Annotated in this window: 16 protein-coding genes, 1 other RNA gene and 2 pseudogenes; 13 read left to right on the forward strand and 6 right to left on the reverse strand. The window is 43.7% G+C overall.

What is annotated here, in order from left to right:
- Window positions 1-168: 168 nt before the first annotated feature.
- Window positions 169-4,373, forward strand: a pseudogene (locus B1L02_RS10310) (DEAD/DEAH box helicase).
- A gap of 185 nt (window positions 4,374-4,558) precedes the next feature.
- Here the strand turns inward: B1L02_RS10310 and B1L02_RS10315 are convergent.
- Together B1L02_RS10315 and B1L02_RS10320 are read right to left on the reverse strand one after the other, a co-directional pair.
- Window positions 4,559-5,674: an amidohydrolase family protein gene (locus B1L02_RS10315; protein WP_088530946.1), complete on the reverse strand. Its 1,116-nt coding sequence runs from the start codon at window positions 5,672-5,674 to the stop codon at window positions 4,559-4,561.
- Window positions 5,675-5,697: 23 nt separating this feature from the next.
- Window positions 5,698-6,015 (reverse strand): annotated as a pseudogene (locus B1L02_RS10320) (Mpo1-like protein).
- A 103-nt stretch (window positions 6,016-6,118) separates the two neighbouring features.
- On the opposite strand from B1L02_RS10320, the gene B1L02_RS10325 reads away from it, so the two are divergent.
- The gene (locus B1L02_RS10325) at window positions 6,119-6,592 is read left to right on the forward strand and encodes a protease (protein WP_088530947.1); all 474 of its coding nucleotides are present in this window, start codon (window positions 6,119-6,121) and stop codon (window positions 6,590-6,592) included.
- Between the two features lie 163 nt (window positions 6,593-6,755).
- Here the strand turns inward: B1L02_RS10325 and B1L02_RS10330 are convergent, their stop codons facing one another.
- Entirely contained in the window at window positions 6,756-7,601 is an 846-nt protein-coding gene (locus tag B1L02_RS10330; RefSeq protein ID WP_410477304.1) for a flagellar protein MotY, read from the reverse strand.
- Window positions 7,602-7,825: 224 nt separating this feature from the next.
- Between B1L02_RS10330 and rnt the strand changes: the two genes are divergently transcribed.
- On the forward strand, window positions 7,826-8,506 hold the full coding sequence (gene rnt, locus B1L02_RS10335; protein WP_088530948.1) for a ribonuclease T: 681 nt from the start codon (window positions 7,826-7,828) through the stop codon (window positions 8,504-8,506).
- A gap of 45 nt (window positions 8,507-8,551) precedes the next feature.
- Here the strand turns inward: rnt and B1L02_RS10340 are convergent, their stop codons facing one another.
- Window positions 8,552-10,204 carry a DUF342 domain-containing protein gene (locus tag B1L02_RS10340; protein WP_088530949.1) on the reverse strand — a complete coding sequence of 551 codons (1,653 nt, stop codon included), beginning with the start codon at window positions 10,202-10,204 and terminating at the stop codon, window positions 8,552-8,554.
- Window positions 10,205-10,535: 331 nt separating this feature from the next.
- On the opposite strand from B1L02_RS10340, the gene B1L02_RS10350 reads away from it, so the two are divergent.
- The 7 genes from B1L02_RS10350 to B1L02_RS10375 all read left to right on the forward strand — a co-directional run bounded on the left by B1L02_RS10350 (window position 10,536) and on the right by B1L02_RS10375 (window position 17,921).
- Complete coding sequence (locus B1L02_RS10350; RefSeq protein WP_088530951.1) at window positions 10,536-11,687, forward strand: Card1-like endonuclease domain-containing protein; 1,152 nt, start codon at window positions 10,536-10,538, stop codon at window positions 11,685-11,687.
- Window positions 11,688-12,015: 328 nt separating this feature from the next.
- Complete coding sequence (locus B1L02_RS24440) at window positions 12,016-12,282, forward strand: hypothetical protein (RefSeq protein ID WP_223192042.1); 267 nt, start codon at window positions 12,016-12,018, stop codon at window positions 12,280-12,282.
- 207 nt (window positions 12,283-12,489) lie between these two features.
- Window positions 12,490-12,846, forward strand: a transfer-messenger RNA (tmRNA) gene (gene ssrA / locus B1L02_RS10360).
- A gap of 329 nt (window positions 12,847-13,175) precedes the next feature.
- Complete coding sequence (locus tag B1L02_RS24445) at window positions 13,176-14,213, forward strand: CHASE domain-containing protein (protein WP_232003065.1); 1,038 nt, start codon at window positions 13,176-13,178, stop codon at window positions 14,211-14,213.
- A 176-nt stretch (window positions 14,214-14,389) separates the two neighbouring features.
- A complete protein-coding gene (locus B1L02_RS24450) occupies window positions 14,390-15,883 on the forward strand; it encodes an ATP-binding protein (protein WP_232003181.1) in 1,494 nt (497 codons plus the stop codon).
- 126 nt (window positions 15,884-16,009) lie between these two features.
- Entirely contained in the window at window positions 16,010-16,795 is a 786-nt protein-coding gene (locus tag B1L02_RS10370; RefSeq protein WP_088530952.1) for a substrate-binding periplasmic protein, read from the forward strand.
- Window positions 16,796-16,880: 85 nt separating this feature from the next.
- Window positions 16,881-17,921, forward strand: a complete 1,041-nt coding sequence (locus B1L02_RS10375; RefSeq protein ID WP_088530953.1) for a tetratricopeptide repeat protein — start codon at window positions 16,881-16,883, stop codon at window positions 17,919-17,921.
- Window positions 17,922-17,983: 62 nt separating this feature from the next.
- Here the strand turns inward: B1L02_RS10375 and grpE are convergent, their stop codons facing one another.
- Complete coding sequence (gene grpE, locus B1L02_RS10380; RefSeq protein WP_088530954.1) at window positions 17,984-18,601, reverse strand: nucleotide exchange factor GrpE; 618 nt, start codon at window positions 18,599-18,601, stop codon at window positions 17,984-17,986.
- Window positions 18,602-18,666: 65 nt separating this feature from the next.
- Entirely contained in the window at window positions 18,667-19,602 is a 936-nt protein-coding gene (locus B1L02_RS10385; protein ID WP_174694553.1) for an HrcA family transcriptional regulator, read from the reverse strand.
- Window positions 19,603-19,692: 90 nt separating this feature from the next.
- On the opposite strand from B1L02_RS10385, the gene nadK reads away from it, so the two are divergent.
- The 3 genes from nadK to recN all read left to right on the forward strand — a co-directional run bounded on the left by nadK (window position 19,693) and on the right by recN (window position 22,993).
- Window positions 19,693-20,577 carry an NAD(+) kinase gene (gene nadK / locus B1L02_RS10390; RefSeq protein ID WP_017217984.1) on the forward strand — a complete coding sequence of 295 codons (885 nt, stop codon included), beginning with the start codon at window positions 19,693-19,695 and terminating at the stop codon, window positions 20,575-20,577.
- Window positions 20,578-20,639: 62 nt separating this feature from the next.
- Window positions 20,640-21,221, forward strand: coding sequence for a hypothetical protein (locus tag B1L02_RS10395; RefSeq protein ID WP_088530956.1), 582 nt, complete (start codon window positions 20,640-20,642; stop codon window positions 21,219-21,221).
- Between the two features lie 95 nt (window positions 21,222-21,316).
- Window positions 21,317-22,993 carry a DNA repair protein RecN gene (recN, locus tag B1L02_RS10400; protein WP_088530957.1) on the forward strand — a complete coding sequence of 559 codons (1,677 nt, stop codon included), beginning with the start codon at window positions 21,317-21,319 and terminating at the stop codon, window positions 22,991-22,993.
- Window positions 22,994-23,079: the final 86 nt, after the last annotated feature.

The following is a 23,079-nucleotide window of genomic DNA, read 5'->3' on the forward strand; positions in this document are numbered from 1 at the left end:
TTACTTATCTTCATAGCAGTTCAGACTAAATAATATAGTACTATTTTTCAGTGTATTGAATGAACCACCATAACCGAAAAATGAACTTTGACTTTGTTTATCTTCATGGCAGTTCAACCTATATTATGGTAGTTTTCAGTGTCTTAAATTGAATACTACGACCAAACGATGAATTTTGACTTTCCATCAGCAATTAACGAAGAAATCACAGCCCTAATCAATCAAGTGCATAACCTACCTGTGCATGAGCAAACGCTGTTGAGTGTGCTGGCGGTCGTCTATAAACCAGTTTCAGCAATCAAACTCAAACGCCTAGTTCAAGCGCTCGTGGCAAAAGAGATCATCCCCGAAAATGACTTTGAACAAGGTGTGAGTCATAGCCAAATTATGAAGTGGCGCTCAGACGGGTTAGTGACTTTTAACGAAGATGGAGTGCAAATAAATCTAAAACTCGCGACCAGTTTAAGCCATCGAGTCATGGCTGACGGCCAGTTTTTAGCAATCCTTAACATCGCAGAAGAGTTTATCCCTGTACTGAATGCTTATGAATGGGAACGCCAATTTGCCGATGAACAGCGACTCATTCGAGACTTTTTATTTATCAATCAACTACCAAAAGCCCGCAATCATTTAGGACTGGCGAAAGACCCACAGGCGGTGTGCCATAAGACCAATCAAGTGCTATTACCACTGTATTTTTATCCTTTTACAGTTGAAGGATTTTCGGCGCTTGCTGATGACTTACAATATCAAGCTTTTGCAACCTTGCTATATACCTTACTACAAGGTGGTCACAGCATTAGCTATGCACTTGAAATACTCACACAGGTTCAAGCCAAGACACAAAGCCCGCTACTGACCTGTTTATTAGCAGAATATCAAATCTATACCCTGCAATTGGATAAGGCTCAGGCGTTGGTGGCCAATATCCAAACCGCTTATAGTGCACAAATTATGGCAAGCATTGCTTTTTTACAACAACACGACGACCTTATCGTTTGTTTTGAACAAGCACTAAAAGCCAAAGACAAAATCACCAAACGTAAAAAGCAGTACCTAGGTAGAACACTGGGTTTGTTTCATAAGTTGGCGTTATTGCAGCAAGCCAATAGCCATGATGCCGCATTATTTGACACCCTCTCTCAACAGCTTGAGTTTGAAAGCCAAGACAGCAAAGCACCTTATAATAACTTCTTTGCCAATAACGTGCTGTTATACTGCGCAGAGAGCTTGTCGCAAAACAGTAGCTACAGCAGCGCCCATTTAAATTATTCAAGCCTGAAGAAATCTCATGTTTTTGACTATTACTTAGGTCGCTTGCTCGACTGCTTTGCACACTTCTGGTGTAATCAAAGTTTAGATGCCAAAACGCTTGCCAGTCTCGATGACTGCATCGCAACGTTTGAGCGCCTCTCTTTACCTCTTTTTGCTGGACTTGCAAAGCAGTTGATGCTGGCAATGCACGGTGAGCAATATCCGCTCGCGTTTAATCCCAAGCTTAATGTTAGTCATCTCGTTGCCAAAAAGACGGCATGGGATCTAGCACTGGACAAGCTTATTGCGCTCAACCCGAACGCAAATACCAGCCAAGAAGTTGACGAACAATTTCGCCTTATTTGGCAAATTAGGCAAGGTCGCTTTGATATTGAGTTTTTAGCACGTGAACAAAAACGGGGTAAAACAGGCTGGGGAAAAGGTAAGCCAATTTCCTGCAAACAACTGAAACAGCACCCCGAGCAATTTAGTTATATCAGCCAGTCTGATAAAAAGCTGATCGACGCCATCGCACCACAATCGGGTTATGGCTACAATGGTCGTGCGGACTACGCCCTTGCGGGAATTCCCGCGTTAAAAGCCGCAGTCGGCGCCACCAACCTATACCATGAAGACGACTTAAAACAAGCCATTACTATTGCCGAGAAATCTCCCGAGTTACATATCCGTCAACATGGCGACGATCTGCTGCTCTCTATTCCTAATTTACCCAGCTATTTTGGTCAACCGCAAACCTACTCATTTATTCAGCAAGCTGAGCATCACTACGAGTTTATTGTGTTTAACCAATCACATATACAGGTCGCTGAGATTATTGGTGAATCCGGATTAACCGTGCCTGCCAGTGCAAAACAAAAGGTGCTGTCGAGTATTAAAGCCATTGCACCTTATCTTAATGTACAGTCAGACTTAGCAGATATTGATACTGGGCTGGATAGTATCGAAGCGCAATCAGCGCTTGTTATTAACATTCAACCTTATCATCAAGGACTCGATTTTCACTGCGTGGTTATGCCCTTTGGCGAAAAGGGGCCGATTTTTCATCCGGGACACGGTATTGCCACTGTCAGCGCCGAAATCGATGGTAAACGTTTATCCACCACCCGAAATTTGTTACTTGAGCAGCAAAGATTGGATGAGTTAGATACGCACTGTCCACTATTTTTGGAGATGACAGATAATCGCTTAAGTTTAGCTGAAATGGATGAAGCGCTAGAGGTGTTGCAAGAACTTGAGCTGGTGATTAATCAAGAACCTTGCCCCATGGCGCTAAAGCTCAGATGGCCAAAAGGCAAAAAGGTTAAGCTCAGTAGCAAACTCGAAAGCCAACATTTGCAACTTGCCATGAGTAAGAAAAATGAATGGTTCGACATGACCGGCGAGCTACAAGTAAGTAATGACCAAGTTATCGAACTTAAACAGCTTCTCAAAATGGTTGCCACCAGCAATGGCCGCTTTATCGCGCTTGACGGTGAGCAAGTGCTCGCTCTGTCGAGTGAGTTAAAAGCACAACTCGACCAGCTCAATAACGCGACCGAGGGCGGAAAGTTTCACCCGCTAGCTGCACCTTTAATTGCTGAAGCCACCACTGGAATGCGGATGAAAACCTTGCCTGCCTGGGAAGCGCAAAACGAAAAAATGCAGCAAGCCGTCGCATTGACTCCAACGCTTCCTTCAACATTACAAGCCGAGCTTCGCGACTACCAGCAGGCGGGATTTGACTGGGCTATGCGACTTGCCCATTGGGGGCAGGTGCGTGCCTTGCCGATGATATGGGATTGGGTAAAACCATCCAAGCGCTGGCGATGATATTGGCCCGTGCCAATGTCGGCCCGACGCTTGTCATCGCGCCAACATCGGTCTGCTTCAACTGGCAACAAGAAATCCAAAAGTTCGCTCCAACCTTGTCGGTGAAACTCTTTTCTGACTATCCACATTCTGATGCCAGAGCTGAGATGCTGAGCAACTTGCAACCTCTAGATTGTGTGATAATAAGCTATGGTCTACTACAGCGCGAAGTTGATATCTTAAAACCTATCGCTTTTGAAACCATTGTTGCCGATGAAGCCCAAGCGCTAAAAAACCCATTAGCAAAACGCACGCAAGCCGCGTGCGCGCTCAAAGGCAAGTTTAAGCTGATCACCACAGGGACCCCAATAGAAAATAATCTCACCGAGCTTTGGTCACTCTTTCGTTTTGTAAACCCAGGATTGCTCGGTAACCTAAAGCGCTTTAGCGAGAAGTTTTCCGCTCCCATTGAAAACGCCAATGAAGATAAGCTTGCAGCACACCGTGCCCGTAAAGGACTCAAACACCTGATCCAGCCTTTTATTCTGCGCCGTATGAAGCATCAGGTATTAACCGAATTACCACCACGCACTGAGATCAATGTACCAATTCAATTGAGCCAAGAAGAACAAACCTTTTACGAAGCGCTGCGCCAAAACGCCATTGACGAAATTTCGCAGTCCACGCAGCAAGACAGTGCCAATGAACAACGCTTTAAAATGCTGGCAGCGCTGACCCGCTTGCGCCAAGCCTGTTGTCACCCAAAACTGCTAATGGCAGAAAGTCAGATAACCAGCTCTAAATTAGCGGCATTGGATGAGCTTCTGACCGAGCTGCAAGAGAACAATCACAAGGCACTGATATTCAGTCAGTTTGTAGGCCATTTGCAACTCATCAAAAGTCGCTTAGAAAAACGCGGGATCCGGTTTCAGTATTTAGATGGCAGCACGCCAAGCAAAGCACGTCAGCAGGCCGTGAATGCCTTTCAAAAAGGTGAAGGCGAGGTATTTTTGATTAGCCTCAAAGCCGGAGGCTCTGGCTTGAATCTTACCGCAGCAGATTATGTGATTCACATGGATCCTTGGTGGAATCCTGCGGTTGAAGAGCAAGCGTCAGACCGAGTACATCGAATGGGACAAACGCGTCCCGTTACTATTTATCGCTTAATTGCCAAAGGCACGATTGAAGAACAAATTGTTGAGCTCCATCACCGTAAAAAAGACCTCGCGGATCAATTGCTCGCGAACACCGACAAAGTGATGAAGCTAGACGTAAACGATGTGCTATCCATGCTCAAGGAGACGCTTTAATACCAATTGAATTAATTCTCCAATCAATTTGAAGGGTGAAATAGCATATTAGCTTCGTTAAAAATTTCTCATTTAGAACAACTAAATAGCAAAATTTTTGCCTTGCCTATATGGATATAGGTACCTTAGCGGTAGCAGGACGCGAGAGCGGTGCCACTAAAGCTATTTCCCCGCTTCAAAATAGCTCATTTACTTAATACAATTGGTATAACACAGATCTCTGGCGCACGATAAGGTAAATCTAACAGCGAAAAGTAGTTTTGACCTAAGGCGATCTGGCGAAAAGCATTGTCATCAAGTTCGGCGAGAATTCGACTATTGATATCGACTTCCTCTAAATAGTCGAAAAAGCGTTTATTTTTACTGGCGACGAAATCACTGCCCGGCAAAAAGCGCTCAGCATGGGCATTAATAAATTCAACATACTGCGCCTTAATTTCTGGGTCACTAAAGTAATAGTCGTACAAAATCCGCCATGATAGATCGGCCTTTAGGTTTTTATATTGGGAGAATAACCGCTCCATGGTGTTTATGTGCAGCTCTGGATCAATGTGGTTTAACTCTTTTGAGACGCCCATGTGCATCCAAATAATATCGTTTTCTGGGTAGCGTTTTAACACTTCCTCAAGCAAAGGTAAGTATTTAAGTGGCGTGTTGTTATCGCCCAAGTCAGCGTGCAGTGCAAGCGGAATACGCTTTTCTTTTAGCACAGCCATAAATGGCTGCCACTTGGCGATAGTCTCTTTATCTACCGCTTGATGGCCGTTACCAAAATGCGCCGCTTTGACTAAATTCACTTCTCCCATCCAACGAAATAAATCACCGAACTCGTCTTCAAGAAGTGCCATTTTTGGCAAAATAGTCTCTGGTTTGTGTAAGTCAGCGAAGGTCATAGACAAGGTAAGATGCACGCTATCTGCGCCATATTTAAGATAATTGCTCGCATTTTTAAAGTCATTTTGAATGCTAGGTGAAATTAACTGGCTGTAGCACCCACGCTCACCAAAGCAATCAGGCTTTCGCTCGTAGGTTTGACCAATGCCATAAACATTGATAAACACGACACCCGCACGCTCAGCCCAAGCAACGAGCTTATCAAACGGGACCGCATCGCCCCGAAATGGCTGAAAATGGTGATGGGAATCAACTGCAAAATAACTAGGCTGCGCCTTTCGGTCGTAACACTGGCTATTATCTACACTAAAAGTTGCCAGCGTGCGTGTGCCTGTGGCCGAGACGCTTTGACAACCTGCCAATAAAACCGCACAACTAATGGCAATAACACTTTGTTTTACATTCATTTTTATTATCTACTGAGTCTCCTTTACCAAGGTACTTTACCACGGATAATATCCTTGTACATGACCCAGTCTCCAATCAAGCTATATAGCGGATATTAAAATGTCGCAGGTTTATTTTTCTCAAAAAAGAAATGCCCCACCCAAGCAAACCCATAACCCGCGATTGGCAACAACCATAGTAAAGACCAGCGTGTCGTGACCAGCGCAAAGAGCAAAATCAAAAGTACTACAGTCGAGCCGATAAAATGCAAACGACGGCAGGTTTTGTTTTTGTGCTCCGCAAGATAGTAAGGGTAAAACGATGCAAAAGAATTGAACTCTTTGTTATTATTTTTGGTCATGAGAGTATGCTATTTGTGATTCAATGGTAATACTCAGCATAGTGCAAAGAGTTTACGTTGAAAATAAAAAAGGAATGAGCGTGGCAACAGGCTCAAAAACAGTATGTTGAAACCCTTAATGATGATCACCGCTGCTATGCTACTATCAGCTTGCAACGACACCGCCCAAACTACCAATTCAGAGGCAACGATGAATGCACAGAGTAACATTCAATGCAATGTGAGTAAGGGCTCCGACTCAGGTATGACCTATCCCGTTAATTTCACTTTTACCAACGTAGGGCACAATGATGAAAAGTTTCTCATTTGGCATACTCCTTTTGAGGGTTGGTGGAGCCAATTTTTACAGGTGACACAAAATGGTAAGCCGCTTACTTATCAAGGACCCATGGCGAAACGACTCGCGCCCTCAGCGAATGAATTTATGACCCTAAATGCCGGGCAAAGTAAAAGCGTAGAGTTAGATTTAGCGCTGGCATATGAGATAAACACCGCACAGCCCATTACCATCACCTATCACAATCAGCTCAGTCATGCCAATGCATTAAAAGCGTCATGTAGTGCGGTATTAGAATAGAACCGATATCAGCACCGTGTCTCGGCTCGTAGGTCGGCTCGTAGGTCGGCTTTTAAGCCGACAACCCGACAACCCGACAACCCAACAACCCAACAACCCAACAACCAACAACCCAACAACCCAACAACAAAAACCCCAACATCCAACAACAAAAACCCCAACATCAAGGTCTCGAAATTTGGATCACGACTCGACGGTTCTTACCACGACCAATGGCATTGTCATTGGTATCAATATGGCGTTTTTCACCAAAGCCGTCGGTCATAATCTTATTCTCTTCAACCCCTAAGCTCGCCATATATGATTTAATCGCCTCGGCACGTTTTTTTGACAATCTCAGGTTGGTATCACGACCACCGTAACTATCGCTATAGGCTGAAATGTAAATTTGCTCAATTTTTGGGTCATTTTTAAGATATTCGCCGATCATATCTAAGCGTTTACGTGACGACTTTGTCAGCTCGCTGGAATTTTTCTTGTAATTCATCACTGTAAAAGCAATGTCTTCAAAGCTATATGGCAACAAGTTATCGCGACATTGTAAGAACGCCCAATACGCCTGTTTAAAGTTTACTGACGACAAAGAAACCGAGATTTTATCTACGTCGTTGTGCCAATCTTTATAGTAAAAAGTGGGAAAGTAGCCCTTTTCAAGCTCAGTCAACAACTGCCACGCGACGTCATTTTCAAGTTCACCGTCAAATTTTTTCAGTAATTTCATTTGACCGATACTTCTTGCCGGTTTGCCAGCTCGCCAAAGCGGTGGCACCGATTCAAGCCCTGCAAAATCGTAACTTTCAGGACGTACCATCATATCGAGGTTAAAAGTTAAGTCTTTATTTTTACTAGCATTACTTGAAAATATAGCTTCACCGTAATACGGGACTTCATGATTAAGCGCACAACTCAAACGATTGTTTTGGTCAACATTCCAATGTGATGAATCAGCTTCGGCAGCGTATTGCCGCATTGCAGCCTCGCTATTAAAGGTGATGGCGCATAACGATATACCAAGCCAACCTGCTGATTTATATAACTTAATCACCTAACACCTCACTACATCAACCATTAATCTGTATTTTCTCAACACGCCAAAAACCTGAGCTTGTCTCTAGCAATTCGTGTTATTTAAAGATAAGCAATAAATGTACCACACTAGGCGTTCTTAAGCTGCTCGCTTCTTGTCGAGGTATCAGTATAATAGGCCGCTAAATTTCACAAACCAAGAAGATTATGTCTGATACCGAGCAAACGCTATTTTCAAAACGCTTTCGCGGCTTCTTTCCTGTAGTTATCGACGTGGAAACCGCTGGCTTTAATAAAGATACTGACGCCCTACTAGAAATTGCCGTGAGTATGTTAAAAATGGACGATGACGGGATATTAAGCTTAGATCAGACAGTACATTTTCATGTTGCACCTTTTGAAGGCGCAAATATTGAGCAAGCTGCGATTGACTTTAATGGCATTGATCCATTTTCACCGCTCAGAGGCGCAGTTGCAGAAGATGAAGTGCTGAAAGAAATTTGCAAAGCTGTGCGTAAAGCCCAAAAGGCCGCAGGCTGTCAGCGCTCTGTTGTCGTCGCCCACAATGCTGCTTTTGATCACGGCTTTTTAAATGCGGCGATTGAACGTAACAAGATAAAGCGTACGCCTTTTCACCCGTTTGTCAGCTTTGATACCACATCACTCGCAGGGCTTGCATTAGGGCAAACAGTGCTTGCAAAGGCATGTCGTGCAGCAGGTATCGAGTTCGATAACAGCCAAGCACACAGCGCACTTTACGATACTGAGCGTACCGCAGAACTCTTTTGCTACATAGTCAACAAGTGGCAAGCATTAGGGGGCTGGCCATTACCTGAGCCGGAGGCTGAGTCAGAATCCGAGTCAACAACCGAAACCGACACCGAATAATAAAAATGCCAGCAAACAAGCTGGCATTTTTATAGGTGTTCGTTTTTACGCTATTTCTGCGGTTTTGGCAGTCGTAAACTGCTGCATGATCTTACCTTCATGCAATTTAACGAAATTAGGCGGGTAAATTCGCGAAAACAGCTTAGTGTCTTTTGCTATTTTTACCTCGGTTCCGGGGTGCATTAGCTCATTGACTGTGACTCGACTCAAGCGTGCTAATCGATGTATTTTTTGCTGTATTAAACCGATGTTACGCTGATTACGGCGATAGTGCTTATTTATCTGCGCTTCGCTGTGCTGCAACTTGGCAAGATAGGCATCTCGTTTTTGAGATTGCGGTGACGCCTGTGCTTTATTCATGGCTTGCTTAATATCGATGACTTTGGACGCCAGCACCTTTTCCAGCTCCACTAGTTCGCGGTGCTTATCGTGCAAACTATCCCAGTCTTGGGCTAATGAAATACGTGTTCTTGTACCTGATGGTGCCCCAAGTTCACCTGTTTCAATACGCATAGCATCCAATACATTACCGCCAATCAGTTTGCCTCTGGGAGTTTCACCTTTACCTACTTTGATTAAACGCTTGGAAGCCAAGTCACAATGCAAAGCTTGACGTTCAATGAGAATATCTTGTTCACTTTCAATTCGACAGTACTGCGCATAACCTAACGAAACACTGCGCTTTGCTTTAATTGAACATGAAAAAGGTTCACCTTCAGTGCGCTTGCGGCCTATCGTGCCAAGCATTATCGTGACCGCGCTACCACTTTCAAGAATAGCCGACTCCACAAAACCAATAACAGTAATATCGCCCGAAGCCTTAACCCGCATTCCATCTTTAATATCACCGCTCACAATCACGCTGCCATCAAACTCAACATGCCCAGTCGTCACATCAATGTTTTCATAACACAGCACATCGTCAACGCGCATGCCTCGAGGAATGGCTACAGGCACCCCCTTTGAATCGGCAATAAGCAGGTTTTTATCGTTGGGGTCGAGCTTGGTGCCTTCTGACACCTCAAGTGGTGCATCTTTGCCTGGTTTTGGATCGATCACATCACCAAACACGGTATAACCCGGCTCGCCTTCAGTTGGCGGGACTTTTTTCATTAATGGGCTGCCCGGCTTTACGGTGATGATAGCACCTAAGTTGCGCATATCGACCTTACCGCCGCTCGATTCTTGCGGGCTGAGTACTCTGTCCTGCGCTGTCATACACAGGCGCACAAACCGTGCGTCGTTGCCATCTTTGGCTCGTTGACCATGTGCAACAATACCGCTATAAGTGTGTCCTGGGGGGAGTTCTAACTGCTGGCCGAGAAGATTATCGAGCGCTTTGCCACTGACACCTTTTCTAATGCCTGCTTGTTTTAATGCTTGTTTGGCTTTATTCATACACACCAACTTACCACCTCGGGCTGTGGTTACTCTAGCTTCGGCAAGCATATTCCCTTCTTCAATACGGACAGAAATAGATGCATCGATTGCGCGAGCCACAATCAGCGAGTCCTGCTCGGGCGTCTCACTAGCGGCAAATAATTGACCTATATTGGCATGAATGATTTCAAAATCCGCATATGGCGACTCCTCAATCATCTCTATCAATTGAGACGAGCTCGCCGGAAATCCGGATTCCACTGGATGAGAGAGCAAGTAGACATAGCCCTCATCCTCATCAAAACGAAATAATGACATTCATCAACCCTGAAAAGTATGCACGATCTTATTGTTATGTTGTTATTTTTAATGCAGCGAACTCATTTGAGCATAACTTCGCCAAATTGTTAAGCTTAACATCGCCTGAATTGCTACAAATTATAAATGAATGTAAATCATTCCGTGCATTAAAAAGACAACCTATTATTTTCCTTGGATTTATCGGCTTTACACTACAAAGCTTTAGAGAAACTTTGGGATTTCGCGCGAGATGGCGGCAAATTCATAACTAAGTATTACTCTGTTTTACACTTGCCGTTTTATAGGGTAATTTCATCTTTCATGAGGGACATAACCTTTAGGGACAGTCATGACAAAACACGTACACCTCAGTTTTATCGACACTAACTTTATTAACACGCTTACGCCTGTACTCGACCACAATATCAACTCGGATGAAATCCTCTATTTAATAGAGTCTCAACAACAACAACATCTTGAAGATATTAAGAAAGTATTGGGGCCAAGAGGGGTAAAAGTACATCATGCCCTTATTCCTACCAGCCGAGATAGCGACACCTTAATCGACAGCTTCCACCAGCTCATTGATACCCTAATTAGTGAACAACCAAATACCCAATTTGTGTTTAATGCCAGTTGCGGCGACCGCCAACACTTACTTGCAATGTATGAGGTGATCCGCGCCTATCCAGTTGAATGTTTTATCATTGAACCCGAACGCGACGAACTTCACTGGCTTGTGCCAACAGAGCGAGTCAACACCATCCTTGCCGATAAATTAAAGATACGCGACTTTTTTAACCTCATCGACGGCGATATCACCGAAATTGCAAATGAGGGTATCGTTGATATTCGCTATCGCCAGCTCGGCGCCAAATGGGCAACCAGTCAAACAGATTTTAGCCATGCCCTAGCCCAGCTCAACTATCTCGCTGCCAGTAGCGAAGATAATGCACTTATCAGTGAGCCTTTGAGTCGCAGCCAAATGAATAGCCCAAGTTTGCAAACACTCATTGACGATTTAGAAGATGCTAGCATCGCCATAAGGCAAGACAACAAATTACAGTTTGCTAATGCAGGCGCTCGCTTTTTTGCCAACGGTGGCTGGCTAGAAGAATATGTTTACGCCACCCTCCTCAGCCTAAAAAAAGAACTCACGATTTTACAAGATGTCGCCCAAGGCGTTGCGATTAAACGTCGCGTGGGGCAAGGCTATGTCAATAACGAGCTAGACATTGTGGCGCTCGCCAACAATAAGCTTCACCTCATTGAGTGCAAAACCAAAAAGTTCAGTAAAGGGGAAGGCAACCAAGTGATTTACAAACTTGATTCACTCAGCGAACTGTTTGGCGGCGTACAGGCAAGAGGCCTACTGGTGAGCTATCAAGGCATAAGAACCTCAGAAAGGCTACGCGCCAAAGAACTTGAGATAGGCCTGATCTGTGAAGACGACCTCAGCCAACTCAAAGATAGACTACGCAACTGGTTGCGCGGAGCGTAAACACAAAAGGCAACATACTCACCACTTTGGTCGTCCAACTTGTAGCAGCATGTTTCACTTTGTCGATCCACTTTTGAGCATAAACCTTGCTGAAGTTGTTATACATATTTCAGAAGGATTTGCTAAATGAAAGTTCAACACCAAGCAGTGCTATATAATCAGGCTCAGGTGCGGGCGTCCGCAATCAGTAGAAAACGAAGCTAAGGGAAGTGTTTTGCCAGTAACAGAGGCAACAACTAGCCATACCAAATAAGCGCAATTCGACTTTACCCACATCACCAAGAAAGAGCTTTCTCAAGCATCCAAATCGCTGTATGACGAAGGAATATTGGATTTAGGGCAGCATGCTTCGCTTTCTTTACATCATTTTGCTGTTGAGCAAGGCCTAAATCAAGAGAGCGGTATCCCCTCTCCTGCCAATATTTCACGAGCCGAGAATGAAAAAATCGACGTTATCACCATGCAAAAGGCCAGCTTAAGAGAGGCCCGCCGGAGTGGCCGTTCAGAAACAGAAATTCAATTTCCTGAAAAGCTGCTCAATACTTTAGAGAACTATCAATATGGTGGCAAAGGACGATTCTTCGCAAGTACTTAATCACGCCACCCAAAAGCTAGCCCGTTATATATTTAACACTTACGGCCTTGTTCAGCAATCGGTGAGTAATTAATCAAACACGCTTATGCTTCGTTAAATCATCAGCAAATGACATGATAAGCCATTGTAATGACATTAATCCTATGTATAATGCGAGACATAGTTAGTTGTTAGATGTTCAAACACTAACAGTACTGAATTTATTCAGGGGCTGATTAGGATTCGACGGGATTCAAGAAGCCTAAGGTGCATGTCGAGGTGCGGCTGGCCTCGTAAAAAAGCCGTATTTAAAGTAATCGCAAACGACGATAACTACGCTCTAGCGGCATAATAGCCCGCTAGCACTCCTCCATGATATTCTTGTGGATCTGGTTCTGGAGTGTCACCCTACACAAGATCGCTACGGAAACCCTGGCCGGGGTTGAAGGGCTAAAACCAAGCGGCCTCGCCTTTACTTATCGTGTTCGTCCGAGATTTAAAGGTTAACCAAAAGACGATACTAAACATGTAGGACCGAAGGTCGACGCTTTCCGGACGGGGGTTCAAATCCCCCCAGCTCCACCAAATTTTAGCGTTTTAAAACAGCCAGTTAGAGCAATATGCTTTGACTGGCTTTTTTGTTTTCGGGGCAAATATCCACATTTCATCCTAAAAAGTGTCCACATCTTGACCACATTTATATAAAGCCCAAAATTCGCATATTTATTTTAGCTTTTAAGGCTAAGGGACTTAGCCAGCCTTAATATACAATTTATCCAAATAACAATTCAAAATATGTCTTCAATGAGCCAATTTAGGCATAAATTCAGAATTGTCACTTCGCCGCAATCACTATCAATTCAATGCTTTCTGGACTAACATATTGGTTAGATTTAAAGCGTAAGGAATATAGCGTGTCGTTAGCGAATGCTCGCACAGTTCGCCAGAACCGATTTTTGCCACTAGTCGCAGCACTTCTTGTGTTAGTTGGCAGTATGCTTTATGGGCTGGTGTTATATGAGCAAGAAAAGCAGCATCATGCTGAAAAAGTCGCGTCTGCACTTGCCTCGCGGCTTGACCATGTGACTGAGGGTGTGAACGAGCGCGTTACACTGTATTGGTACGGTATTTTAGGGCTACGCACTGCGATTTACGCAAACCAACAGCATAGCTTTGACTATCAAGCGATGCAGCGCTATATCAGGTCGTTTGACTTCCAAGCGGAGTACCCTGGAGCTCGTGGCGTTGGGATCATCAAATATGTCCCCGTCGACAAAGTAGACATATTTCTCGAACAAGCACAGGCTGAACGCACGAATAGAACCTTCTCAATCAAAACATTAAATCCGCATAACACCAGCAAATTTGTTATCCAGTATATTGAACCCGAAGTAAACAATGATAAAGCCGTCGGCTTGGATATAGGCTCCGAAACGAGTCGTAGAACGGCGGCAATAGAAGCTGCAACTGCCAATGAGCCAAGACTTACCGCCCCAATTACCTTAGTGCAAGCCGACAATAAAATTAAATACGGCTTTTTGATCCTCGCCCCAATTTATACCTCTATTGGTATGGCGGAAAATGAAGAAAATCGGTTAGATAACTTAGTTGGCTGGACTTATTCTCCGTTACTAATTGATGAAATCCTGTCGACTTTGCTTTCTTTTCGACAAGATGTTTCGATTCAAATTTCCGATATAACCAATAACGATGAAAATACACCATTTTATCAGGTGCTAAAAGAGGATGTTAAAGGGTTAGATAACTCAGTGGCTAAACAGGTCACCTTGTTTGGTCGCACTTGGGAAGTAAAAATTTGGCCGACTCCGCAATTTATCCGTTCACTCAATCTCGTCTCTCCTAATACCATTTTGCAAGTGGCGCTGCTAGTCTCTGCTCTATTAGCAATCATTACTTATATTTTGCTTTTAAGTTTACGCGTCAGCGTTTAGCAGAAAAAGAGAAACTTGCTGCAGAAGAAGAAAGAGCACAGTCCCTTGCTAAGCTGAACTCTTCATTAGAGCAGGAAGTAAAAGCACGAACTAAAGAAATCGTTAAATACAGCCAACTTCACACCAGTATTGTCGAAGGCTCGGGTTATGCCATTATAGCTACTGATCGCGATGGTATCATCACTCAGTTTAATCCTGCAGCCGAACGCTTATTAGGGTATAAAAAAGAGGAACTCATTGGTAAATCATCCCCAGCCATTTTCCATCTTGAGGAAGAGGTCGTAGCAAGAGCCAAAGCATTGACGGAAGAGCTTGACAGAGTCATTGAACCTGGATTTGACGTTTTTGTCGCTAAAGCCAAACAAGGTGTGGTAGATACTAGCCGATGGACTTACGTTACCAAGCAAAATCAATACGTTCAAATAAAGTTGAACGTAACAACATTAACCGACGAACGCGGCAGTATTGATGGTTTTTTAGGCATAGCATTAGATCTAACTGAACAGCTCAAGCACGAACGAGAACTCTCGCACGCTAAAGAGGCTGCTGAACAAGCAGCCAACGCCAAAGCCGTCTTTTTGGCTAATATGAGTCATGAAATACGAACCCCCATGAATGGCTTATACGGCACATTACAACTATTAAAATCAGAGCCGCTTAACAGCACCGCCACCAATCTGCTTGAAAAGGCCACTTACTCAGTTAAAGCACTTAACACCATCATTAACGATATTTTGGATTTCTCTAAAATTGAAGCCGGTAGGATTGAGCTTGAGGAGCGGCCCTTTAATATTGAGGTGTTGGTTGAACATCTGCGTTCAGACTTTTTGGTGTTAGCGAAAAACAAGGGACTCAAGCTTAAGATCCACGTTGAACTTGAGCATAAATTTTGGATGGGTGATGAAGTAAGAGTCAGGCAAGTGCTGCTTAACCTCTTATCTAACTCCATTAAATTTACTGAGACAGGCAGTATTGTTACCCATATAAAACCGCTACAAAATGATTCTGGTATGCTTATCACCGTTGCCGACACTGGCATAGGGATGACCGAAGCCACAATCAAAAAACTCTTTTCACGATTTGAGCAGGCAGATAAGTCCACCACTAGGAAGTTTGGTGGTACGGGGCTTGGTCTTTCCATTACCCGCTCTTTAATTGACTTGATGGGCGGCAAAATTAAAGTAGAAAGCACCGTTGGCGAAGGCAGTCTATTTAGCATCGAATTGCCAATGCAAAAATCTGAGTATACGTCAGAGCAGCCTAAAGGCGACCAGCTAAAAATAGCTGACTTAAGTGGTACATCTATATTGCTGGCTGAGGATAACCCTGTGAATCAGCTGGTGGTTCGTTCTATGATCAGTAAAGCCAATGGTGATATTACAATTGCAAATAATGGCAAAGAGTCCATTGAACAATTCGAGCTAAACAAACCTGATTTAATACTTATGGATATTCAAATGCCTGAAATGGATGGTGTTGAAGCCTGCAAGCGCCTTAAAAATAAGGACCCCAATATCCCAATAATCGCATTAACTGCAAATGCTTTCCCTGAAGACAGAGCTTTGTATGAACGCGTGGGGTTTGATGGTTATGTTGCCAAGCCCATAGAACAGCTCGAGCTTATCAATACCATAGCTACGGTACTCGCACATAGCCGCAATGTACGATAATACATTAAGAAGTAAAAAACACTTCGTGGATAGCGTGCACATTCTTAATCGTTTAACAACGCGCGTACTTGCCATCTTTTACTTATATGGTAAGCATGCGTCATATAACGCTCAGAGATTTACGCCATGAAACACACTAAATCGCTTTTACTCAGTTTGCTCGTCGTGTTTTTAGCATTCGAAGCTTCAGCCAAATGCAGTAAAACTTTGCGAATAGGAATAAATGAGACACTTTGGCCTCCCTATCTTTCTCGCAAAGAAGGTAATGTCTTTGGGTTAGAGATTAATGCCTTAAACACCCTATTTAAAAATTCTTCTTATTGCCTAAAGTACGTATTTTATCCCACTTCAGCAAGAATGCTAGCGGAGCTAAAAGCAGGTAAAGTAGACGTACTAATGGCTGCGACCAAGACGGCAACAAGAGCTAAGTTTGCCTACTTCACTAAACCTTATCGCCAAGAAGTCATGGCATTATTTCAACATAAAGACAAACCAAAAATTGGTGGTGAAGTCGAGTCGTTGATTATTGCAGGAAACACATTTGCACTGAATGCTGGCAGCTACTATGGCATTGCCTTTGAAAAACTGATACAAGACTTTTATAACGATCAGCTGGTACACCTGCCCAATGCCGCTCGTCGTTTTAAAATGTTGAGCAAAAAACGAGTTGACTACGTTGTAGAGGATAAGCTCGCGGGCGAATACTTTATTCAAACCAAAGAGTATACCGATGTTATCTATTCTGGTACCGACGCGAATAAAACACCAGTTAGCTATATGCTTAGCAAAGTCAGTTTAACAACTGCGGATCTTGAAAGCATCAATCAACTAATCGAAGCGCACAAGAGCGTGCTCAGCGATTTGTTTTCTTCTAGTGCAGCTTCTGATACCCACTTGTATCCGAAGATATGATCTCTATATTGTTGTTTATCTTTGTATAATGCTATTTATCGTAATTGATTTGGAACTATTTGCTGCTGCCGACTACAGTTAATAGATACGCCAAAATGTGGTTGAGGTTTGCTTGGTTCGGTTTTTATTCTTTGTAACTTGTACATTTTATTTTTGCCCACACGCGTTGGCGAAAGACTTTTCATATTTTGAAAGTAAGCTAGACGAGGCCAGCGACTATATAACTGTTAACCCTGCACAATCACTGATTATTCTCGACAGTTTAGAACAGCTGCAAGACGTACCCGTACCTTTATTTATTCAGTGGCATTTGCTGAGTGCTCGAGCATCTGTACCAACAAATAAAGTAGATAGGCTCTATACGTCAATAAATGCAGCTTTTTTGTATCCTGATGATATGTTTTTTAAAGCAAATCTTCCAACGATTTTGAGTGCACTTGGAATTTGGTTGCGCCGACAAGAATATCTTGATGATGCCGACATAAGCCTCAAGTGTGCCTACAAATATGCGGAAAATGACCGCCAACGACTTACACTTACCAATAGTATGGCACTGGTTGCCCGCACTCAAGACGACTATCAAAAAGCGAGAATACTGTATGCAAAGGCACGTAAACTTGCTGAGGAATTAAAACAAACCCCGATACTGGCGATGATTGAAAATAACTTAGGTAGTCTCGCGCTTGATCAAGGTCGAATATTTGAAGCCGAGCAGTATTTTCGTCACGCCCTGCTGGGCTATCAAGCTGTTGATAAGCGCTCAGGTCAAATCTCGGCAGGAATTAACTTAATGTTTGTCTTCCTTATTCAAAAACAAACCGTTAACTACGAACGTTTACAAGGGCCCACCTCAACCCTAACCACAGCCTTTCCAAACGAATCAAAACAAGCATGGTTACAATGGCTTGAGGCGCGGCATAAACAACTCGAAGGGGAAATGCCCAGCCAAAGTGCTAAGCAAGCGTTACAACTGGCATATACTCAGTTAGAAAGCGATAAAGTAAAACGGTTAGTACATAGATATTTAGCAAAGGAGTTAGGCATTGAAGTAACCGCCCCACTCCCCATCACAACCAAGTCTTTTTCAAGTGCCTGGTTTGATAAAGTAAAGCAATGTAGTTGGTAGGCTAAACACAGCACTAAACGCAAAAAGCCGCTCAGTGAGCGGCTTTTTCAAATTTAATTTGCTTAGTCAGCAGCCTTAGACACCATCACCATTGCAGGGCGCAATAGACGGCCGTTTAAGGTATAGCCTTTTTGCATGACAGCAAGCACAGTATTTGGTGATACATCATTGCTAGGCTGAATTGACATTGCTTGATGTAGCTCTGGGTTAAACGCTTCGCCCTGCGGGTTTACCGCTTCAACACCAAATTTAGCTAGGGCATCGGCAAATGTCTTGATAGTCATATCGATACCTTCAAGCACAGGCTTGAGCGTCTCGTTTTCTTTGTCAGAAAACTCAATGGCACGCTCTAGGTTGTCGATTACAGGTAGTAATTCGTTTGAAAACTTTTCTAGCGCAAATTTGTGTGCTTTTTCAACGTCCTGCGCTGCACGGCGACGAACATTTTCAAGCTCAGCGGCGGCGCGAACAACGCTATCTTTTTGTGAGTCGATAGTTTGCTTAGCTGCTTCAAGCTCAGCGTATAAACCAGCGATTTCTTCTTCTGGGCTCAACTCACCCGCATTTTCTGCCTGCTCTTCCTGAGTTTGTTGTTCTGCTTGTGCGTCTACAACTTCTGCTTCCACTTGTGTTTGTTCTTGTTCAAGCTCTTGCTCTGGGGCTTTTGTCTGCTCAGACATATGGTGATTCTCCGATTCTTTACAACTGCGGTAATTATGGGGATTGAAATGAGAGTTTCAACCCTTTATTGCGGCAATTTTTTGAATTCTGACAAGATGGCTTCGATCTTTGAATCCGCAGGGCAAATCACACAAAAACGACTTTGATATTCCCCTTTGGAGAAATACGGCACACTAAGCACCACGACACGATGTAAACCTAGCATGCTTAACTCTTCACCAAGTAACACTGATACGCCGTCTTTAAACGCCAAGTGGTCTTCGACCTGATCCAAAAAGCCGACGCCAAGATTAATCTCTCTATCCAACTCTAAGCGGTTATATAAATAGCGCTCGCCAACGACGATCGCATTATCTGAGCCTAATTGCTGACTTAACTGTTTAGTCCACTGAGCCAAAATATGATGACAACTCGGCGGCGCACTGTGTGCCATAGCGCGCATTCGGTGCAAGCCTTCAACTAACGTTTGTTGACTGAATACGGTATTCATCCAAGCCGCGAACTGGTAACGCAACGCGTCGGAATCGTCAACGGGTTTATCAATACAAATATTGTGTGATTGCCCCGCTCTATCTAACAGTAAGACCAGCCAATTTTTACGGTCAAAATCGAGCACTTCTACACGGAACATTTGTTTGCTGCTAACTTGTGGTAATCCCACGCAGCAACACACCTGGAAATTTTGGCTCAATAAATGTGCAAAAGAGACTATTGCGGATTGATCTGGTTGCCAATGAACGGCAACATCAGCCAGAGGAAAAAACTCCTGTAGCCAGAATTTTACACCTTGGTCGGTGGGCACGCGGCCAGCTGACGTGTGCGGCGAATACAATAAGCCTTGATTTTCAAGTCTTGCCATTGCATTGCGTACGGTTGCAGAACAAATAGCAAGGCCGTCCTGCTTTGCAATTTTGCTGGATGCAACAGGCTGCCCTTCACCATTACAATAATGGCGCATGACCGCACACAGAATTTGTTCATCTCTGGGATTTAGTTTCATAATTATTTTAATATGGGTGTCAATTGCCAGTTTCAAGCACTACGCTTTTAATATAATCTTGCAACAAAGATACCAAGGACAAATGACTGAATGACGACCACGTTTAACACCATCGGCTTAATTGGCAAACCCAACCACGAAGGCGCGGGGACGACCTTACAACGACTCTACACATTTTTGCAAGCATTAGGATATGAAGTACTCGTAGAAGATCGCGTTGCGGAGCAAATAAAGTCGTTAGACGAAGACGCTGTAGTCGAGTTAGTTGAACTAGGTAAACGCTGCGATCTTGCTATTGTTGTTGGGGGTGACGGCAACATGCTTGGCGCAGCAAGAGTGCTGGCTCGTTTTGATGTCGCCGTGATTGGTGTAAACCGCGGTAACTTAGGCTTTTTGACAGATTTGAACCCCGAAGGCTTTGAAGCACAACTAGAAGCGGTGTTGAGCGGCCAATTTATTGAAGAGTCGAGATTTCTGTTAGAGGTAGCAGTATACCGACATCACCAACTTAAAAGCGCAAATTTAGCGATGAACGAGGCCGTATTACACGCTGATAAGGTCGCTCATATGATTGAATTTGAGGCCTTTATCGACGACGACTTTGTATTTTCACAGCGCTCGGACGGTTTAATCGTCTCCACACCAACGGGGTCAACCGCTTACTCGCTTTCTGGTGGTGGACCTATTCTAACCCCTGAACTCGATGCTATTTCACTGGTCCCTATGTTTCCGCATACCTTATCCAGCAGGCCTTTAGTGGTGGATGCAGAGAAAGAAGTCAAACTTAAGCTAAGTCTAGAAAACACCGACAGCTTACAAGTGAGTTGTGACAGTCACGTGGTATTAGCGGTGCTCCCTGGTGATGAAGTGATCATCAAAAAAGCGGAGAAAAGACTAAGACTGATCCATCCGAAATGCTACTCCTACTACAATGTTCTTAGACAGAAATTAAATTGGGGTAGTAGGCTTTACTAAGTACGCAAAGTTACGCAAAATAGCTTTGGTTAAATTTTCTAATTTAGGTAAATAACAATAAAATGGCTTACGTTGTATTTTTCACATTAGCGCTGCTTATCACTATTCTTTCGGTATATTTAGTGATTGAAAATAATAGAAGAAAAGCCCGTGAAGCGGAAAAAAAAGCCTTTAACGATCGTTTAAAAGTGATTAGTAGCAACTTTAAGCTTAAAGTTGCTGAATTCGTTGAAGCGAAGATTTTAAGGCCAAAATACGCACCGCAGCTCAATGCAATTGTTGGCAACTTTTTTGTTGTTCAAGCGCACTCGGAAGAGAACTTGGCGCAACTGGAAAAAGTGTCTGAGTTATTTATCTATTCAGTGACAAACGAGCTCAATAAGTGTCGTTCAAACGGCAATTTGGATTTGCTTGCTGAACAATTGCAATATTTTGTTGCCGAATTACCTACGGCAGGCATTGCCTATAATCGTGATTTCTATCGCGAGATGCTTCCCGCCCTCATTGCACGCATTCAAACACCTGATACGCCAGCACTACAGCAAGATGAAGATGAACTAGGCTCGCAAGAACTAAGCAATTCAGAACCATCCAGCCAACAAATGCAAGCAGCAGACTCAGTAAAAGAGCATGCCATCGGTTAATCTTGGTATTATTTTTAGCGGAATTTTTTAATTTGAGTTGCTAAACAATAAAATACTGTATAAATTAACAGTAATTCTCTGTTAGGGTGTACAGTATGCTTTTAGCTTTAAATGTTCAAAATTTTGCTATTGTTAGTGCGCTAAATATTGACTGGCATTGTGGCATGACCGCAATTACAGGTGAAACGGGCGCAGGTAAATCTATTGCAATCGACGCGCTATCTTTATGTCTTGGTGAGCGCGCTGATCCTTCTGCTATTCGTCCAGGTACCGACAAAGCGGATATCTCTGCTCAGTTTGATGTTTCCAACCTCCCCGCTGCCAAACGCTTTCTAACGGAGCATATGCTAGATAACGAAGAGAATGAATGTATTCTTCGTCGTGTTATTAGTAAAAGTGGGCGTAGTAAAAGCTACATCAATGGCTCCCCAGTTACTGCTGGCCAGCAAAAGGAGTTAGGCCAACATCTTATTGCGATCCATGGGCAGCATGCCCATCAGCTACTGCTAAAGCCAGAGTATCAACTGCACTTGCTGGATGCCTATGCCAACCATACGACTTTGTTACAAGCAGTTAAGGGGCAGTATAATCACTACCATAAGCTGCAAAAAGAATATGCCGAGCTACAAAAGTCACAGCAGGCGCAAGCCGCAAAAAAACAACTACTTGAGTACCAAGTAGCAGAGCTTGACGAGTTTGCCCTACAAGAAGGTGAATATGAAGATATCGAGACCGAACATTCGCGCCTAAGTCATAGCCAAACCATTTTAGAACAATGCCACCGTGAGCTATCTCGCCTTTATGAAAATGACGATCAGACTGTGCTATCGCAGCTACACCAAAGTGCACAAGTATTCTCTGAACTTACCAGTTTTGACAAAACGCTTGAGAATATTGCGCAAGTGCTTGAAGAAGCCGCAGTACAAGTGGAAGAAGCAAGTAGAGAGATCCGCAGCTATTCCGATTCAGTCGAACAAGATCCAATGCGGTTACAAGAGCTAGAAGATAGACTCTCTCAGGCACTAGATTTAGCTAGAAAACATCAAGTCCAGCCTGAATTACTATTTCAGCACCATCAAACGCTACAACACGAACTTGAGTCGATTAGCTCTGATTCTGCACGACTGGATGCGCTAGAAGAAGAAATTGCCGAAGCCATCAACGCGTATAACCAAGCTGCGCTTGGATTAAGTCAAAGCCGCCAGCAAGCCAGTGCATCTCTTAACGAGCGTATTTCCGCGAGTATGAAAGAGCTTGCGATGGGCGATGGTCAATTTGAGATCCAGTTAACGCCTAATCTTGGCGGTAAACCGAGCCCGCTTGGATATGACCACATTGAATTTTATGTCTCTACAAACCCAGGCCAACCTTTACAGCCTATGGGCAAGGTTGCCTCAGGCGGTGAGCTATCTCGAATAAGCTTAGCCATTCAAGTTATTATCGCAACACGCGTCACGACACCCACTTTGATTTTCGATGAAGTTGATGTCGGGATCTCAGGTCCAACGGCAGCAACCGTCGGTAAATTACTACGCCAGCTTGGCCAGTCTACGCAAGTTATTTGTGTTACCCATTTACCGCAAGTGGCATGCAGTGGTCACAACCAATTCTTTGTCGCAAAACGGGTAGAACATGGCGAAACCTTTACCAAAATGACCCCTATGGCAGAAAGTCAACGCATTGATGAAATAGCAAGGTTAATTGGCGGTGATAAAATAAGTGATACGACAAGAGCAAGTGCGAAGGAATTATTACAAGTACAAAGTGCGTAGCTGTTATTAGGCTGATAACTTACCCAATTTATTGTTAATCGGCCTTATTTACAGTTTGGGGATAAAATATATTTTTAGCGCGTTGT

Origin of the sequence: Pseudoalteromonas piscicida (assembly GCF_002208135.1) — a bacterium.
GTDB classification, from domain to species: Bacteria; Pseudomonadota; Gammaproteobacteria; order Enterobacterales; family Alteromonadaceae; genus Pseudoalteromonas; species Pseudoalteromonas piscicida_A.

Excerpts from the sequence above, each read along its gene's own strand:
- nadK (WP_017217984.1), top strand. The coding sequence starts at position 19,693 with ATGACGACCACGTTTAACACCATCGGCTTAATTGGCAAACCCAACCAC.
- B1L02_RS10395 (WP_088530956.1), top strand. The coding sequence starts at position 20,640 with ATGGCTTACGTTGTATTTTTCACATTAGCGCTGCTTATCACTATTCTT.
- B1L02_RS10370 (WP_088530952.1), top strand. The coding sequence starts at position 16,010 with ATGAAACACACTAAATCGCTTTTACTCAGTTTGCTCGTCGTGTTTTTA.
- B1L02_RS10385 (WP_174694553.1), bottom strand. The coding sequence starts at position 19,602 with ATGAAACTAAATCCCAGAGATGAACAAATTCTGTGTGCGGTCATGCGC.
- B1L02_RS10350 (WP_088530951.1), top strand. The coding sequence starts at position 10,536 with ATGACAAAACACGTACACCTCAGTTTTATCGACACTAACTTTATTAAC.
- B1L02_RS10340 (WP_088530949.1), bottom strand. The coding sequence starts at position 10,204 with ATGTCATTATTTCGTTTTGATGAGGATGAGGGCTATGTCTACTTGCTC.
- B1L02_RS10325 (WP_088530947.1), top strand. The coding sequence starts at position 6,119 with ATGTTGAAACCCTTAATGATGATCACCGCTGCTATGCTACTATCAGCT.
- grpE (WP_088530954.1), bottom strand. The coding sequence starts at position 18,601 with ATGTCTGAGCAGACAAAAGCCCCAGAGCAAGAGCTTGAACAAGAACAA.
- recN (WP_088530957.1), top strand. The coding sequence starts at position 21,317 with ATGCTTTTAGCTTTAAATGTTCAAAATTTTGCTATTGTTAGTGCGCTA.
- rnt (WP_088530948.1), top strand. The coding sequence starts at position 7,826 with ATGTCTGATACCGAGCAAACGCTATTTTCAAAACGCTTTCGCGGCTTC.
- B1L02_RS10315 (WP_088530946.1), bottom strand. The coding sequence starts at position 5,674 with ATGAATGTAAAACAAAGTGTTATTGCCATTAGTTGTGCGGTTTTATTG.